This window comes from Staphylococcus cohnii species complex 1663 (assembly GCF_041008415.1).
Taxonomy (GTDB): Bacteria; Bacillota; Bacilli; order Staphylococcales; family Staphylococcaceae; genus Staphylococcus; species Staphylococcus ureilyticus.
In genome coordinates this window covers 228,232-243,225 of sequence record NZ_JBFDVL010000005.1, presented here as the reverse complement: position 1 = coordinate 243,225, position 14,994 = coordinate 228,232, and the positions used below count along the sequence as shown (strand labels likewise).

Here is a 14,994-nt window from a genome sequence, read left to right as displayed (position 1 = left end):
TATTACTGAATTCGCTTGCTTTTTCTGTATCAGTAAGATAAACTTTTACATATAAAGTTACAATTGATAGGGGGAGTATGTCATGGTAAAGGGCCAAAAATTAAACAGTGCGGCATATGACCAATTAAATAAAGATGCAGACAGGATTCTTCAATTGATCAAAGTTCAAATGGATAATCTTACATTACCTCAATGCCCATTGTATGAAGAAGTTCTTGATACGCAAATGTTTGGTTTACAAAAAGAAGTTGATTTTGCTGTTGAACTAGGCTTGGTAGACAGAGAAGCGGGCAAAGATTTAATGCTTCGTTTAGAAAAAGAATTGTCCAAATTGCATGAGGCATTTACAAACGTTTAATTGGATTCAGTAATTTTAAAAGTATAAATTTATTTTTACTAAATAAAATGATATAAAGTGAAATTAAGTAGTTAAAAAACTACATAAGATATTTGAAGTGGCTAAGATGTCAATATTATATTGATTGTATCGTAGCCACTTTTTTTGTTTGATAACAAAGGATGTATCAGTATATTAATGATTGAACAACAAATTATATTTGTTCGAAAAATGAATACAATTTTTGATATACTGTTAAAGGTACAATTAATTTAAAAAACAATTTCGGTTTTTAGAATAACGTAACGTTTCTGAAACTTTTATTAAAAATGATTAATATGTAAAGAATATATAAAATAGAATTGGATGATATGTCGAATGAATAACATAAAGAGTTTTTTTCAATATATTAGCAAGAATGCTAAATATATTGATTATCCGTTAGTAATTACATATTTGTTGTTATGTCTCATTGGCTTAGTCATGGTATATAGTGCAAGTATGGTTGCAGCCACTAAAGGTTCTTTAACAGGCGGTGTACCTGTGACAGGAACATATTTTTACACTAGGCAATTAATGTACGTAATTATGAGTATCATTCTTGTTTTTATTATGGCTTTTGTGATGAATGTGAAGTTTTTGGAAACAATTAAGTTTCAAAAATGGATGATGCTTGGGATTATCTTATTATTAATGGCAACGCTTTTAGTAGGAAGTAATATTAATGGTTCGAAAAGTTGGATTAATTTAGGCTTTATGAATTTACAAGCTTCAGAACTGTTGAAAATTGCTTTGATATTATATATTCCATATATGATTGAAAAGAAAAGGCCAAAAGTTTTTAAAAATCCTAAATTAATGACTTCACCAATCATTTTATCTGCTATTTGTATTGGCCTTGTGTTTTTACAGCGCGATGTAGGGCAAACATTATTAATTTTAATAATTTTTTTCTCAATCTTATTTTATGCAGGTATTGGCGTTCAAAAATCGCTAAAATATGGTTTAATTGTTCTTACAGGTGTTGTACTTATTGGTGGCTTATTTTTACTCATAGGGCTCGTGCCAGATTATTTAACGGCTAGATTCAGTACCCTTACAGATCCATTTAGTAATGAAGGTGGCACAGGTTACCACATTTCTAATTCATTAATTGCAATTGGTAATGGAGGATTGTTAGGCCGTGGTTTAGGAAATAGTATTATGAAATTAGGTTATTTGCCGGAACCACATACTGACTTTATTTTCTCTATTATTTGTGAGGAACTTGGACTTGTTGGAGGGCTAATTGTCATTTGCCTATTATTCTTTATTGTATATCGTGCATTTGAACTTGCGAGTAAAACAAGCTCATACTTTTATAAATTAGTTTGTGTAGGTGTTGCGAGTTATATAGGTAGTCAAACATTTGTCAATTTAGGTGGTATTTCAGGCACGATACCTTTAACTGGTGTCCCGTTACCATTTATTAGCTTTGGTGGGTCATCAATGATTAGCTTAAGTATTGCAATGGGACTATTGTTAATTACAGCTAAACAAATTAAAGTAGATGAATCGAAAAGAAGACAGCAACGTAAACATACTAAAAATTTTAGCGTGCCAAAAAATAATTAATACGTGCAAAATAAGCAAACGATTCAACATGCAAATGTTGGAAACGTTTGCTTATTTTTTTATCTGTACAAGCTACTTTTGAAAAAGTTAATAAGTGTAACTCTTTTGATAAGTTTAAGTTATCAATAATGATAACTTTATATTATGTTGTTTTTGTGATATAATCTCTCTTAAATACGATAGGTATCCATTTTTTCAGTGTTAATTACAATAAAATAGTTAGTCTTATCTTTAAAATAAAAGTAATGGTTTTATTGTAATTTTAAATAATGTGAAAACTATTTTACTGTATACATAGTTCGTATTTTGCTATAATCAATTTTATATTCAACTTTTTAGAAAATTCAAAATTTAAGGGGGACCATGATTTGAAACAAATTAATAAACTTATGGTAGCCAATCGTGGAGAGATAGCAATAAGGATTTTTAGGGCTGCAACAGAATTGAATATTAAAACAGTTGCGATTTATTCAAACGAAGATAAAGGGTCTTTACATAGATATAAAGCTGATGAGTCATATTTAGTTGGGAAAGATTTAGGACCAGCAGAATCATATTTGGATATAGAGCGCATTTTAGATGTTGCGAAACGTGCAGGAGTGGACGCAATTCATCCTGGTTATGGATTTTTAAGTGAAAATGAAACTTTTGCTAAACGCTGTCAAGAAGAGGGGATAAAGTTTATCGGCCCACGTGTCGAACATCTAGACATGTTTGGGGATAAAGTTAAGGCAAGAACGACAGCTATAAATGCTGATTTAAGAGTTATTCCAGGTACAGATGGACCAATTGATAATCAATCCGATGCAATTGCTTTTGCAAATGAAGCCGGCTACCCATTGATGATTAAAGCTACAAGCGGTGGCGGCGGTAAGGGTATGCGTATTGTGCGTTCAGAAGATGAATTGGAAGAAGCATTTCACAGAGCAAAATCTGAAGCAGAGAAATCTTTTGGTAATAGTGAGGTTTATATTGAAAAATATATAGATAATCCAAAACACATTGAAGTACAAGTCATTGGTGATGAACATGGAAACATCGTTCATTTATATGAACGTGATTGTTCTGTCCAAAGACGACATCAGAAAGTTGTTGAAGTTGCGCCATCTGTTGCACTTACTGATGATTTAAGAGAGCGTATATGTGATGCTGCGATTCAATTAATGGAAAATATTGAATATGTAAATGCTGCTACAGTTGAATTTTTAGTATCTGGAGACGATTTCTATTTCATAGAAGTTAACCCTCGTGTACAAGTTGAGCATACAATTTCTGAGATGGTAACAGGTGTAGATATTGTTAAAACTCAAATTCTTGTAGCAGATGGTGAAAAACTATTTGATGATGAAATAGGCATGCCACAACAAAAAGATATTCAAACATTAGGCTATGCGATTCAATGTCGTATTACAACGGAAGATCCAACAAATGACTTTATGCCAGATACTGGTAGAATTATTGCTTATCGCTCAAGTGGTGGCTTTGGTGTCAGACTTGACGCTGGTGATGGTTTCCAAGGTGCCGAGATTTCACCATATTATGATTCATTACTTGTAAAATTATCTACACATGGTATGACGTTTAAACAAGCAAATGAAAAAATGGACCGTTCATTACAAGAAATGCGCATTCGTGGCGTGAAAACTAATGTGCCATTTTTAATTAATGTAATGAGAAATACTCAATTCAAGACCGGAGATTACACGACTAAGTTTATCGAAAGTACACCTGAGTTATTTGATATTGAACCTACATTAGATAGAGGAACAAAGACATTAGAATATATAGGTAATGTATCTATCAATGGTTTTCCTAACGTAGAAAAAAGGCCGAAACCGATTTATGAAACGTCGCCAATTCCTCAGGTTCCAAAAAAGGTTGTCGAAAAATTTGAAGGTACAAAGCAGTTATTAGATCATAAAGGGCCACAAGCAGTTGCGGAATGGTTAAAACAACAAGAAGATGTATTAATTACAGATACAACGTTCAGAGACGCACATCAGTCATTGTTGGCCACACGCGTACGAACTAAAGATATGATGAATATTGCTTCTAAAACAGCAGAAGTAATGAAAGATAGTTTTTCATTAGAAATGTGGGGCGGCGCAACATTTGATGTTGCTTACAACTTCTTAAAAGAAAATCCGTGGGAAAGACTTGAAAGATTAAGAAAAGCTATTCCAAACGTTTTATTCCAAATGCTTTTACGTGCATCTAACGCTGTTGGCTATAAAAACTATCCAGATAATGTCATTAAAAAATTTGTGAAAGAAAGTGCTGATGCAGGTATAGATGTCTTCCGCATATTTGATTCATTAAATTGGATAGATCAAATGAAAGTGGCAAATGAAGCCGTTCAAGAAGCAGGTAAGATTTCAGAGGGCGCTATTTGCTATACAGGTGATTTCTTAAATAGTAATCGTTCTGATATTTATACATTAGATTACTATATAAATATGGCGAAAACACTTGAATCAGAAGGATTCCACATTTTAGCAATTAAAGATATGGCCGGTTTATTAAAACCAAAAGCTGCGTATGAATTAATCGGTGAATTAAAAGCAGCGGTCAATTTACCAATTCATTTACACACACATGATACAAGCGGAAATGGGCTATTAACTTATAAAGAAGCTATAGATGCAGGTGTAGATGTCATTGACACAGCAGTTGCATCTATGAGTGGTTTAACCAGTCAACCTAGTGGTAATTCGTTGTATTATGCACTGAATGGTTTCGGTAGAAGCATGCGTGCAGATATTGATGGTATGGAAGAATTATCACATTATTGGGGTACTGTACGTCAATACTATAGCGATTTCGAAAGTGATATTAAGTCACCTAACACAGAAATTTATCAACATGAAATGCCAGGTGGACAATATTCGAATTTACGTCAACAAGCGAAAAGTTTAGGCTTAGGCAATAGATTTAATGAAGTGAAAGATATGTATAAACGTGTTAATTTCTTATTCGGTGATATTGTTAAAGTAACACCTTCATCAAAAGTTGTTGGTGATATGGCTTTATACATGGTTCAAAATGATTTAGATGAACAAACGATAATAAAAGATGGATATAAATTAGATTTCCCTGAATCTGTCGTATCATTCTTTAAAGGAGAAATTGGTCAGCCGGTAAATGGATTCAATAAAGACCTTCAAAAAGTGATATTGAAAGGTCAAACACCATTAACTGAACGACCAGGAGAATACTTAGAGCCAGTCGATTTTGAAACAGTGAGACAAGAATTAGAGGAAAAACAACAAAAAGAAGTCACTGAGCAAGATGTAATCAGTTATGTGTTATATCCTAAAGTCTATGAACAATTTATTTCGACACAAGAACAATATGGCAATGTATCACTTCTAGATACGCCAACATTTTTCTTTGGCATGAGAGCAAATGAAACTGTAGAAATTGAGATTGATACAGGTAAACGATTAATTATTACACTTAAAACGATTACAGAACCTGATGAAAAAGGCGTACGTACGATATTTTATGATATGAATGGTCAGGCTAGACGTATCTTTATACAAGATGAAAATGTGAAAGCCAATGCCAGCGTTAAACCCAAAGCGGATAAACTGAATCCAAATCATATTGGTGCACAAATGCCAGGATCAGTTACAGAAGTAAAAATTACAGAAGGTGAATCTGTGACGAGTGGGCAAGCATTATTGATTACTGAAGCTATGAAGATGGAAACAACTATTCAAGCACCATTTGATGGTGTCGTAAGAAAAGTGACAGTACAAAATGGTGATGCGATTGAAACAGGAGATTTATTAATAGAAATTGAAAAAGAGCAAGAAGATTAAACTAAAAAATGCTGGGATACGGTTAACGTATCCCAGCATTTTTGTAAGTTAATTAAAGTAGATTATCCGCCACTTCTTATCGTTCTTAGCATCAATACAATAAAGTAAGCAATTAAACCAAACAATATTGTTATGAATAGTGCGTGCAATAAAGCAATTAATAAATTCACTTCAGTAATAATAGATAAAGCACCTGTAATCACTTGTAAAATTATTAAAATAAATGCAGCGGTATAACCAAAACGAATTGTTCGATTTTCTTTGTAATTATTAATTGCGTGTATAAACGTAATTAAAATCCAAATAAAAGCGATTAAAGCCATACCTCTGTGAGTGAAGTTCACCCAATCTTGTACGTTATGAGGTATTAAATCATTAAATGGAAGCGGCCATTGACCATAAGCTAAACTTGCTTCTTTATGTCTAACTAAAGCTCCAGTATAAATCGTTAAATATACAATGACTGCCATAATCCATGTGTAGATTCTAAGTGGTTTACGAATAAATAATTCATCAGCTTCGTATTTACGGTCTACTTCAAAGATAATTAACGCTAAAACAAATACTGAAGAAAATGAAATTAATGAAATACCAAAATGTAACGCTAAAACATAATCGTTTTGTTGCCACATGACTGCTGCTGCACCAACAAGTGCTTGTAATAATAAGAAACCAATACTAATCATGCATAACGGTTTAACTTCTTTGATATAACCAATATGTTTCCAAGCAACTATCACTAGCCATAAAACAAGAATTAAAGATAGACCTGATACTGCACGATGACTTAATTCAATAATTGTTTGTATAGGCAAATTTTGAGGTAAAAAAGCACCATGACATAACGGCCAGTCAGAGCCACAACCATCAGCTGAACCAGTTTTAGTAACTAGGGCACCTCCTAACTGTACAAATGCCATTATTATCGCTGCCAATACAGATAACCATTTCAGGTTTTTTTTGTTAAACAAGAATTAACCCCCCACAAATAAATAAAACAGAATATGAGTAATGGTTCAGCTCAAATGATAACAACCATTATACTGTAAACCAAAGACTCTTTACATTTACTTCTTTATTTTTAAATAAAACTTAATTATTATTATAACAAGAAATACACTTCTAATTGTGTCACAAAAATGACTATTTGTGAATGTCGATAAAGTGTCACAAATAACTTTGTATAAATGTAGTCAATGACCTTAAATTGATATATCATTGTATTATATGGAAAATTTAGGAGGGAAATTATGAACAAAGAACAAACTTTGTCGCATAATTCTAGTCGTGTAACGTTTAAAGAGTTACAACAAATTATTAAGATGGGACTAGTACAGGGCAATTTAATTCCAGCGTTTGCTGGTTCATGGCTTGCAATTGTGTTGGCAAATCATTCCTTCCTCTCGTCAATACCACAGATTTTAATGATGTTGGTAGGTTCGACATTAATTATGGGGGGCGCATGCGCTTTAAATAATTACTATGATCAAGATATTGACAGTATCATGCCAAGTAAACAGCAAAGACCTTCAGTTAATGGGAAAATTTCAAATAGAAATTTATTATTACTTAGTTTTGGAATGATGCTCGTAGGGGAAGCATTATTATTTGCTTTAAATATACCATCCGGTGTAATTGGATTGTTAGGTATCGTTGGCTATGTGTCATTTTATTCAATTTGGTCTAAACGTCATACAGTTTGGAATACAGTAATTGGGAGTTTTCCTGGTGCTGTACCACCGATAATAGGTTGGACAGCTATCGAGAGCAATATTAGTATAATTGCTGTAGCGCTATTCTTAGTAATATTTTGTTGGCAACCAGTACATTTTTATGCATTGGCAATAAAACGTAAAGATGAATATAGCTTGGCAAATATTCCGATGTTACCTTCTGTTAAAGGTTTCAAACGCACGAGAGTGAGTATGTTTATATGGCTAATATTGTTATTACCATTGCCATTATTATTGAGTGATCTTGGTACAACGTTTATGGTATTAGCTACGTTATTAAACTTAGGATGGTTATATTTAGGTTTAACTAGTTTTAAAAAAGATTCAGATCAAACAAAATGGGCAACAAAAATGTTTATTTATTCTTTAAACTATTTAGTAGTTTTCTTCGTACTCGTTGTTGTTGTTTCATTAATTAAAATGTTCTAATAAATATTAATAAGGATGGAATTTATGAATTTACCAATCTTACCTACAATTAGCACAACATGTATAGTGATAAGCGCAATCCTTATTGCAATCGGATGGCGTAAAATATGGAAAAGAGAAATCGAAAGTCATAAAAAATTTATGTTACTTGCTGCTGTATTTGCGCTAACGTTTTTTATTATTTATGCTTCGAGAACGATATTTATTGGTAATACTGCTTTTGGCGGTCCAGAATCAATTAAGATTTATTATACAATATTCTTAATTTTTCATATCAATTTAGCTACCATTGGTGGGTTATTGGGACTTTTCCAAATTATCACTGCGTTCAAAGACAAGTTTAAACTTCACAGATTTGTAGGACCAATTGCATCAATTGTTTGGTTTTGTACTGCTATCACAGGCGTGATGGTTTATGTACTACTCTATGTATTATATCCAGGCGGAGAAACGACATCATTATTGAAAGCAACTTTCGGTTTTATAAATATACTTAGCTAAGGATGCGAGAGACTAATCTAGCTAAAATATTGATTATATCTAAAAATAACCTGCGACACTTTTGTGTCGCAGGTTATTTTTTATTTAAAGGTTACAGATACATTTGGATTTATTTTATATTAATAAAAATGTGAAAATATGAATTAAGTGTAGAAGCATCTTAACCTAAGATAAATATCTATTTAAGTGTTTTGCTGTAACAGAAGCAGTGTTTGTTAATAGACCATCCGGTTTCCCTTGATATAGTAATTTGCCACCTTTATTTCCAGCATATGGACCAATATCTATAATCCAATCCGCATGCGTCATCATTGTTAAATTATGTTCAATGATTATCACAGTGTTCCCTTGCTCAATTAAATTATAAAAACTAGCTAAAATAATTGGTATATCATCTTCATGTAAACCAGTGGTAGGCTCATCAAATACAAAGATATGGCCGCTTACAGTGTGTGTTAAATACTTGCTGAGTTTAACACGTTGTATTTCACCACCAGAAAGTGTATCAAGTGTTTGACCTAAACTCATATAATTTAAGCCAGTTGCCTTCAATGATTGTAAAGGTTCTGCAATAGACCTATTTGTATGGAAGAAATCTAACGCTTCATCCACCGTTAAGTTTAATATATCTGCTATTGAATAGCCTGCAATCGTTGCACTTAATACTTCAGGTTTATATCTTTTACCACCACATACATTACAAATTTGAGTGAAGTCTGGCATAAACGCAAGCTCAGTTTTTAACACGCCTTTGCCATGACACTCAGGACAAGCGCCTTCAGAGTTGTAACTGAATAATGATTTCTTTAAGCCTGTATGATTACTGAAATAGTTACGGACGTCTTCAAATATATCAAGATATGTTAATAAATGAGAACGACTTGAAGCGTGCACCGGTTTTTGATCAATAATAATAGCATCAGTATTATTTTTTAAGCCCCAGTGTATAAGTGTGCTCTTGCCAGATCCAGCTACACCGGTTACCACAGTCATTGCATGTTTAGGAATACGCGCTGAAATATCCTTTAAATTGTTTTGCGTCATATGGTTTAAGTTAATAAACGCATGAGTTGGTCTTACTTTTGATTTTAATTTGTGTTTTTTCTTTAGTGCTTGTCCAGTACTAGAATTTGATGATAACAGACTAGAATAACTACCAGTGAAAATAATTTCACCGCCATTTTTTCCGGCATAAGGTCCTAAATCTATGATGTGATCAGCGATTTTGATAACGTCAGGGTCATGCTCTACAACTAGAACTGTGTTACCTTTGTTTTTAAGCGATTGAATAATTTCATTTATTTTTTGAATATCCTCAGGATGTAGCCCGACACTCGGTTCATCAATGATATAAACTAGGTCACTTAAAGGACTATTTAGATGTCTGATAAGTTTAATACGTTGAGACTCTCCACCTGACAGGGTCTTCGTTTCACGATCCAAAGTAAGATAGTTAAGACCGATATAACTTAGAGATTCTAATTGCTTTAGCAAAGGGTTAATTATAAATTGTGCTTTACTAGACTCTAGTTTTTTTATGAAATGCATCGCATCATCAATAGATGAGTGTGTGAAATCAGCAATATCTAAGCCGTTAATTTTAGATTTTAATACATTTTGATTTAATCTCTTGCCATCACATGTCGGACATTTTTGTGACGTCACAACTCTTTCAATATCATTTTTGAATTTATTTTTTTCGAAATTATCATTTAATAAAAATGAACGTCTGAATCGATGGATCAGCCCTTCGAATTTTGCAGTTTTTGGCCAGTTTTCAGGAGGATTTTTCAATTTGGTAGGTTTCGTGTATAACAAAGTATCCAATTCTTCTTTAGTATAATGCTTTAATTTCTTGTCATTATCAAATAAACCTGAATATAAATAACGTTTACCACGCCAACTATCTGGTCTGAAAGAAGGGAAACGGATTGCATCTTCATTTAAAGATTTTTCAAAATCTAATAACTCTTCTAAGTTAATATCTTCTATGTATCCAAGGCCAGAGCATGTTTCGCACATACCTTTTGGGTTATTAAAAGAAAAGATATCAGAATATCCTACAAATGGTGTACCGATACGTGACCATAATAAACGGACTGAAGCATATATATCAGAAATTGTACCTACAGTTGAACGTGAATTTCCCCCTAATCTTTTTTGATTGATAATCATAGCTACGGGTAAGTGTTCTATTAAGTCTACGTTTGGTTTACTATATTGTTTTAATTGGTTTTGTATATATGTAGAATATGTTTCGTTAAGTAAACGTTCAGATTCGGCAGCAATTGTATTGAAGACTAATGATGACTTACCTGAACCAGAACGACCAGTGAATACAGAAATTTTATGTTTTGGTATATCTACGGAAATATCTTTCAAATTATTTTGTTTCGCACCGTGAATACGAATGATTGACATTTTTGTCACCCCTTTATTTATTTTATACCCAAAATTTTATTGTCTATTAAGTCGTGTTAAGATAATCTATGATGAAAATGTAAAGGGATGATTACAAATCAATAAATTTGAGGACATGCCTTGCTTGTATCTGTTATAAACATGTACAATGAACCAAAGAATAATGTAGGTGGATGAGCGATGAAGAAACTGATAATTAAAGTTATTGGTGTATTAGTATTGATTTGTTTTATAATTTATTTATTTTACTCACCGCGTTTGAAATTCGATGTTTTAGAAAATCCTAATAAAGATACGTCAAAAACAACACAAAATAAAGATTTTCGAAACACAAAAACAAATGTTGAAAATCCAAAGCTTAAAAAAGGTGTGGGTACTTGGATTGGACAAGATTTACATAATTTAACTGAAAATTATGGACAAGCTGATAGAGTGTATGCATATAAAGGTGGTTTTAAAAACTACGTCTTTAAACAAAAAGATCAATATTATCTTGTAACAACTAAAAAAAATAAGATTAAATCTGTGTATGCCACTGGTAAAAATGCTAACGCTAATCCGGTAGAAATTGGTGACAATGCATCTCATGTTTTCGAAAAGTACAGTATCAATCCGGAACCGACGATTAAAGCTAATGGCAAAACGTATGAAATAGAACTTTCTGATTCAGATATGAAAACACAGACATTAATTAAATTTAATGATGTTTATGCACAAATATATATTGATCAACAAGCTAACGAAATCGTAGGTGTAAGATATTTAGATAGTGAAGCATTAATGGCATTTAAACCTTATCAAATGATAACTGCACAAGAAGATAAAAAGGTGAAAAATAATTATAAAAAAATACCATATGAACAGAATGCAAATCAATTGATGACACTTTATGAAATAACTAATGAAATGCGTAAATTAAAAGATGCAAAACCTTTAAAAATCAACAATGACGTAGCTCATATCGCATCATACAATTTATACGAAGCTATTGATACTGACAGTGTAGAATTCACAGAAGATGCATTAAAACAAAAGCTGAATGAACAAAATATTTCTTTTGTTTCCACTAGTCAAAATGTGGGTTATGATTTTAACGAAGTACCAACTTTAATCCACAGTTGGTTAAACTCTGATATTCATAGATCAAGGATGTTAAATTCTAAATACAATGAAGTTGGCGGCGAAGTGTCAAACGGATATTATACAATTATTTTCATTGAAGATAAGTAGGAGAGATTATTATGATAACAGAAGAAACGGTGAATATTCTTGATGATATTGAGCATTTAAGTGATAAAATACTTGATTCACGATTATATCATTCATTTAAAAAAGCAGAACAAAATTTACAAGAAAACGATGAAGCACATTTACTCTATCAAGCCTTTTTAAAATCAAAAGAACAATATGATGAAATCATGAGATTTGGTAAATATCATCCAGATTACCAAAAAGTGATGTTAGAAACACGTAAACGTAAACGTGCTTATGAAATGCTACCTGTAGTTATGGATTACAAACAAAAAGAGGTTGCATTACAAAACTTAATAGATGAGGTTATCGTGAAAATAGCTTATGCTGTATCTGAAAATGTAAAGATAGAAACTGGCAATCCATTTTTCCAAAAAGATGCAAGTGGTTGTGCTACAGGTGGTTCTTGTAGCTGTTCTTTATAGCAAATCAACGCTGTAGTGTTAATTCATATAAAAGCTGGGCACTTGTAGTGACCCAGCTTTTGTATAATTATTTATTTCGATAGGTGTTTTTAAAACGTTCTGCTAAATCAGGTCTATCAGTGACTAACGTATGCACCCCAGTTTTAACTAAATCATTCATTAAATCTAAATTGTTAATGCCATAAAAGCCTGGAACGATGTTACGTTCATTTAACCACTGAATAAATCTAGGAGAAGTCAATTTAATACCATTAAAATTCACTGGCATTTGAAATGTATGTGCTTGTGGTTTAAACGTGTTACCTAAACCTGATTTGAATTTTAAGAAGCCTTCTGCCACTTCATTTTGGCTTGCGCCAATCGCTATTGTATGGTTGCTTTCTTTTTTGAACAAATTAATTTGATCGCTTTGAAAACTAGTAACTAAAACTCGATTTTGCGCGTGGTTTTTAACAATGATATCGTAAATTATTTTAGGTGCTAATTTACCTTGATTACTTTGTGAATCATCTTTAAGATCAACATTTATCAGTGTGTTAGGATATAATGTTAATAATTCATCAAAAGTCAGTATTTTAGCGTCAGGATGATTACGATAAGGTGTTGAGCCGTTTAAATCCTTGAAATGATAACCTGCGTCTAGCTGTTTTAATTCAGTTAAAGTATGTGTTGCTACTTTTCCAGAGCCATTTGTTGTACGATCAACGTCTGCATCATGAAAAACCACTAATTGTTGATCTTTAGTCAATCTCACGTCAATTTCGAATCCGTCTACGTGATGTGATAAAGCATTGTCAAATGCGAGTTTTGTTAGCTCAGGTTTTACTGCCATACCACCACGATGTGCGAAAATGTACGGTGCAGGCTTAGAGAAAAAAGCTGGAACTTCTTGGTTCGTAGGTTTAGCTTTATATTTAGAAAAGAAAATAACACTACCTACTAAACCAACCGTACCTAAAAATGCACCTTTTATTAATTTGTTTATTGTTGTCATGCGCAAATCCTCCTTGATTTGAGTATATACAGTAATATAGCAAATGTTAGCTATTGTTCAAAATAATTGTTATTTATTAATCGAATTAGGCATGATATTATAAAGTGGCTAATAAATGGAGTGATAATAGTATGAATATTGTATCTAGAACAAGTTTAGTTATATATTTAAAACATATGAAACACGAACGCCAAATTAGAAAATTTGGACATATAGTCAGTACGAATAAGTTACAACGTTATGTTATTATGTATATAAATGAAGAAGAGGCTGACACTATTGTAGACAAACTGATGAGCTTAAAATATGTAAAACATATAGCAGGTTCTCCTTATAAATATCTTAAAAAGGAGTATCCAAAAGAACAACATGAATTTTCGTGATTGTATTAAATTTAAATATTTTTTATTAATAAACAAAGTCACATTAGCTTTAAATATAACTACGTGACTTTGTTTTATTTACGACTATTGTAATGGTGGTATCCACCGTTGAAGTCTCAATACACTGATTAAATAATTGAAATAAATACTGTTGGAATGAAAATGCTCGGGTGGTTGCACATCAATTTCTTTCACATCAATGTTGAAACGTGCTGCTTGTTCATTAATTAAATTGAATTTTTTATTCGAATATGGATATGGATATTTAACTGCATTTACCATAATGTACATCGCCTGAAAATGTTGACCTTGGGTAGGTTTCATAATAATAGCCACTGAAGATAATTGTTTATCAAAAGTAGGGGTGTGGAAATAAACGATATGCTCGATTCGTGCGTGATTGTATTCAATGAGCGTTGTAAATTCAAATAAGTCTGTAAGGCCTTCGCCCAATTGTATAAAGGCTTGTTTCATTTTGCCCCTCCTTTCATGCAGTATGTATTATATAAAAATAACTTAAAGAATGGAAGTGTTTCTCAATGAGAGTGATTTCTGGAATCCATAAAAGTAAACCACTAGAAAGTATGGAAGGTCGTAACACTCGGCCTACGATGGACAAAGTTAAGGAAGGAATTTTTAACAGTCTACACGAAGTATCAGGCATTGGGTTAGATTTATTTGCCGGAAGTGGTGCCTTGGGTATTGAAGCATTGTCTCGAGGAATGGAAAAAGTGATTTTTGTAGATCAAAATTTCAAAGCAATAAAAATTATCAAAGCGAACCTTCAACATTTAAACATTGATGAACAAGCGGAAGTTTATAAAAATAATGCAGATAGAGCACTTAAAGCACTTTCAAAAAGAGAAATACAATTTGATGTTATATTTTTAGACCCACCTTATGATAAGGGATTAATTGATGAAGCGTTAGACGGAATTATAAAGTTTAATTTATTAAAAGAAAATGGTATTATCGTTTGTGAGTTCAATCATAAAGAAGAGATTGATACAAAATCATTTCATGTGATTAAAAGATATCACTATGGATTAACAGACACTTTGTTATTAGAAAAAGGAGATTAA

General features: G+C 32.2%; 13 protein-coding genes. 9 read left to right on the top strand and 4 right to left on the bottom strand.

Annotation, left to right across the window (positions count from 1 at the left end):
* Positions 1 to 82 precede the first annotated feature (82 nt).
* The 3 genes from AB1J10_RS08205 (at position 83) to AB1J10_RS08195 (ending at position 5,775) form a co-directional block, all read left to right on the top strand.
* The gene (locus tag AB1J10_RS08205) at positions 83 to 358 is read left to right on the top strand and encodes a YlaN family protein (RefSeq protein ID WP_019469266.1); all 276 of its coding nucleotides are present in this window, start codon (positions 83 to 85) and stop codon (positions 356 to 358) included.
* A gap of 357 nt (positions 359 to 715) precedes the next feature.
* On the top strand, positions 716 to 1,951 hold the full coding sequence (ftsW, locus tag AB1J10_RS08200; protein WP_046207857.1) for a cell division peptidoglycan polymerase FtsW: 1,236 nt from the start codon (positions 716 to 718) through the stop codon (positions 1,949 to 1,951).
* 368 nt (positions 1,952 to 2,319) lie between these two features.
* Positions 2,320 to 5,775 (top strand): pyruvate carboxylase, encoded by a 3,456-nt coding sequence (locus AB1J10_RS08195; RefSeq protein WP_070037998.1) that lies wholly within the window; start codon positions 2,320 to 2,322, stop codon positions 5,773 to 5,775.
* Positions 5,776 to 5,837: 62 nt separating this feature from the next.
* Here the strand turns inward: AB1J10_RS08195 and AB1J10_RS08190 are convergent, their stop codons facing one another.
* Positions 5,838 to 6,746, bottom strand: coding sequence for a COX15/CtaA family protein (locus tag AB1J10_RS08190; protein ID WP_046207855.1), 909 nt, complete (start codon positions 6,744 to 6,746; stop codon positions 5,838 to 5,840).
* Between the two features lie 279 nt (positions 6,747 to 7,025).
* Here AB1J10_RS08190 and cyoE point away from each other — a divergent pair, with 279 nt between their 5' ends.
* Positions 7,026 to 7,937, top strand: a complete 912-nt coding sequence (cyoE, locus tag AB1J10_RS08185; RefSeq protein WP_070037996.1) for a heme o synthase — start codon at positions 7,026 to 7,028, stop codon at positions 7,935 to 7,937.
* Between the two features lie 24 nt (positions 7,938 to 7,961).
* The gene (locus AB1J10_RS08180) at positions 7,962 to 8,438 is read left to right on the top strand and encodes a DUF420 domain-containing protein (protein WP_046207853.1); all 477 of its coding nucleotides are present in this window, start codon (positions 7,962 to 7,964) and stop codon (positions 8,436 to 8,438) included.
* Positions 8,439 to 8,603: 165 nt separating this feature from the next.
* Here the strand turns inward: AB1J10_RS08180 and AB1J10_RS08175 are convergent, their stop codons facing one another.
* The gene (locus AB1J10_RS08175) at positions 8,604 to 10,859 is read right to left on the bottom strand and encodes an ATP-binding cassette domain-containing protein (RefSeq protein ID WP_070037993.1); all 2,256 of its coding nucleotides are present in this window, start codon (positions 10,857 to 10,859) and stop codon (positions 8,604 to 8,606) included.
* Between the two features lie 180 nt (positions 10,860 to 11,039).
* Between AB1J10_RS08175 and AB1J10_RS08170 the strand changes: the two genes are divergently transcribed.
* Together AB1J10_RS08170 and AB1J10_RS08165 are read left to right on the top strand one after the other, a co-directional pair.
* Positions 11,040 to 12,089, top strand: coding sequence for a CAP-associated domain-containing protein (locus tag AB1J10_RS08170; protein WP_046207851.1), 1,050 nt, complete (start codon positions 11,040 to 11,042; stop codon positions 12,087 to 12,089).
* 11 nt (positions 12,090 to 12,100) lie between these two features.
* Positions 12,101 to 12,535: a YlbF family regulator gene (locus AB1J10_RS08165; RefSeq protein ID WP_046207850.1), complete on the top strand. Its 435-nt coding sequence runs from the start codon at positions 12,101 to 12,103 to the stop codon at positions 12,533 to 12,535.
* Positions 12,536 to 12,602: 67 nt separating this feature from the next.
* On the opposite strand, the gene AB1J10_RS08160 is transcribed toward AB1J10_RS08165, so the two are convergent.
* Positions 12,603 to 13,529 (bottom strand): glycerophosphodiester phosphodiesterase, encoded by a 927-nt coding sequence (locus AB1J10_RS08160; RefSeq protein WP_064209092.1) that lies wholly within the window; start codon positions 13,527 to 13,529, stop codon positions 12,603 to 12,605.
* Positions 13,530 to 13,660: 131 nt separating this feature from the next.
* On the opposite strand from AB1J10_RS08160, the gene AB1J10_RS08155 reads away from it, so the two are divergent.
* Entirely contained in the window at positions 13,661 to 13,912 is a 252-nt protein-coding gene (locus AB1J10_RS08155) for a YlbG family protein (RefSeq protein WP_064209091.1), read from the top strand.
* Between the two features lie 84 nt (positions 13,913 to 13,996).
* On the opposite strand, the gene AB1J10_RS08150 is transcribed toward AB1J10_RS08155, so the two are convergent.
* The gene (locus AB1J10_RS08150) at positions 13,997 to 14,386 is read right to left on the bottom strand and encodes a DUF7147 family protein (protein ID WP_064209090.1); all 390 of its coding nucleotides are present in this window, start codon (positions 14,384 to 14,386) and stop codon (positions 13,997 to 13,999) included.
* Positions 14,387 to 14,451: 65 nt separating this feature from the next.
* Between AB1J10_RS08150 and rsmD the strand changes: the two genes are divergently transcribed.
* Complete coding sequence (gene rsmD, locus AB1J10_RS08145) at positions 14,452 to 14,994, top strand: 16S rRNA (guanine(966)-N(2))-methyltransferase RsmD (RefSeq protein ID WP_046207846.1); 543 nt, start codon at positions 14,452 to 14,454, stop codon at positions 14,992 to 14,994.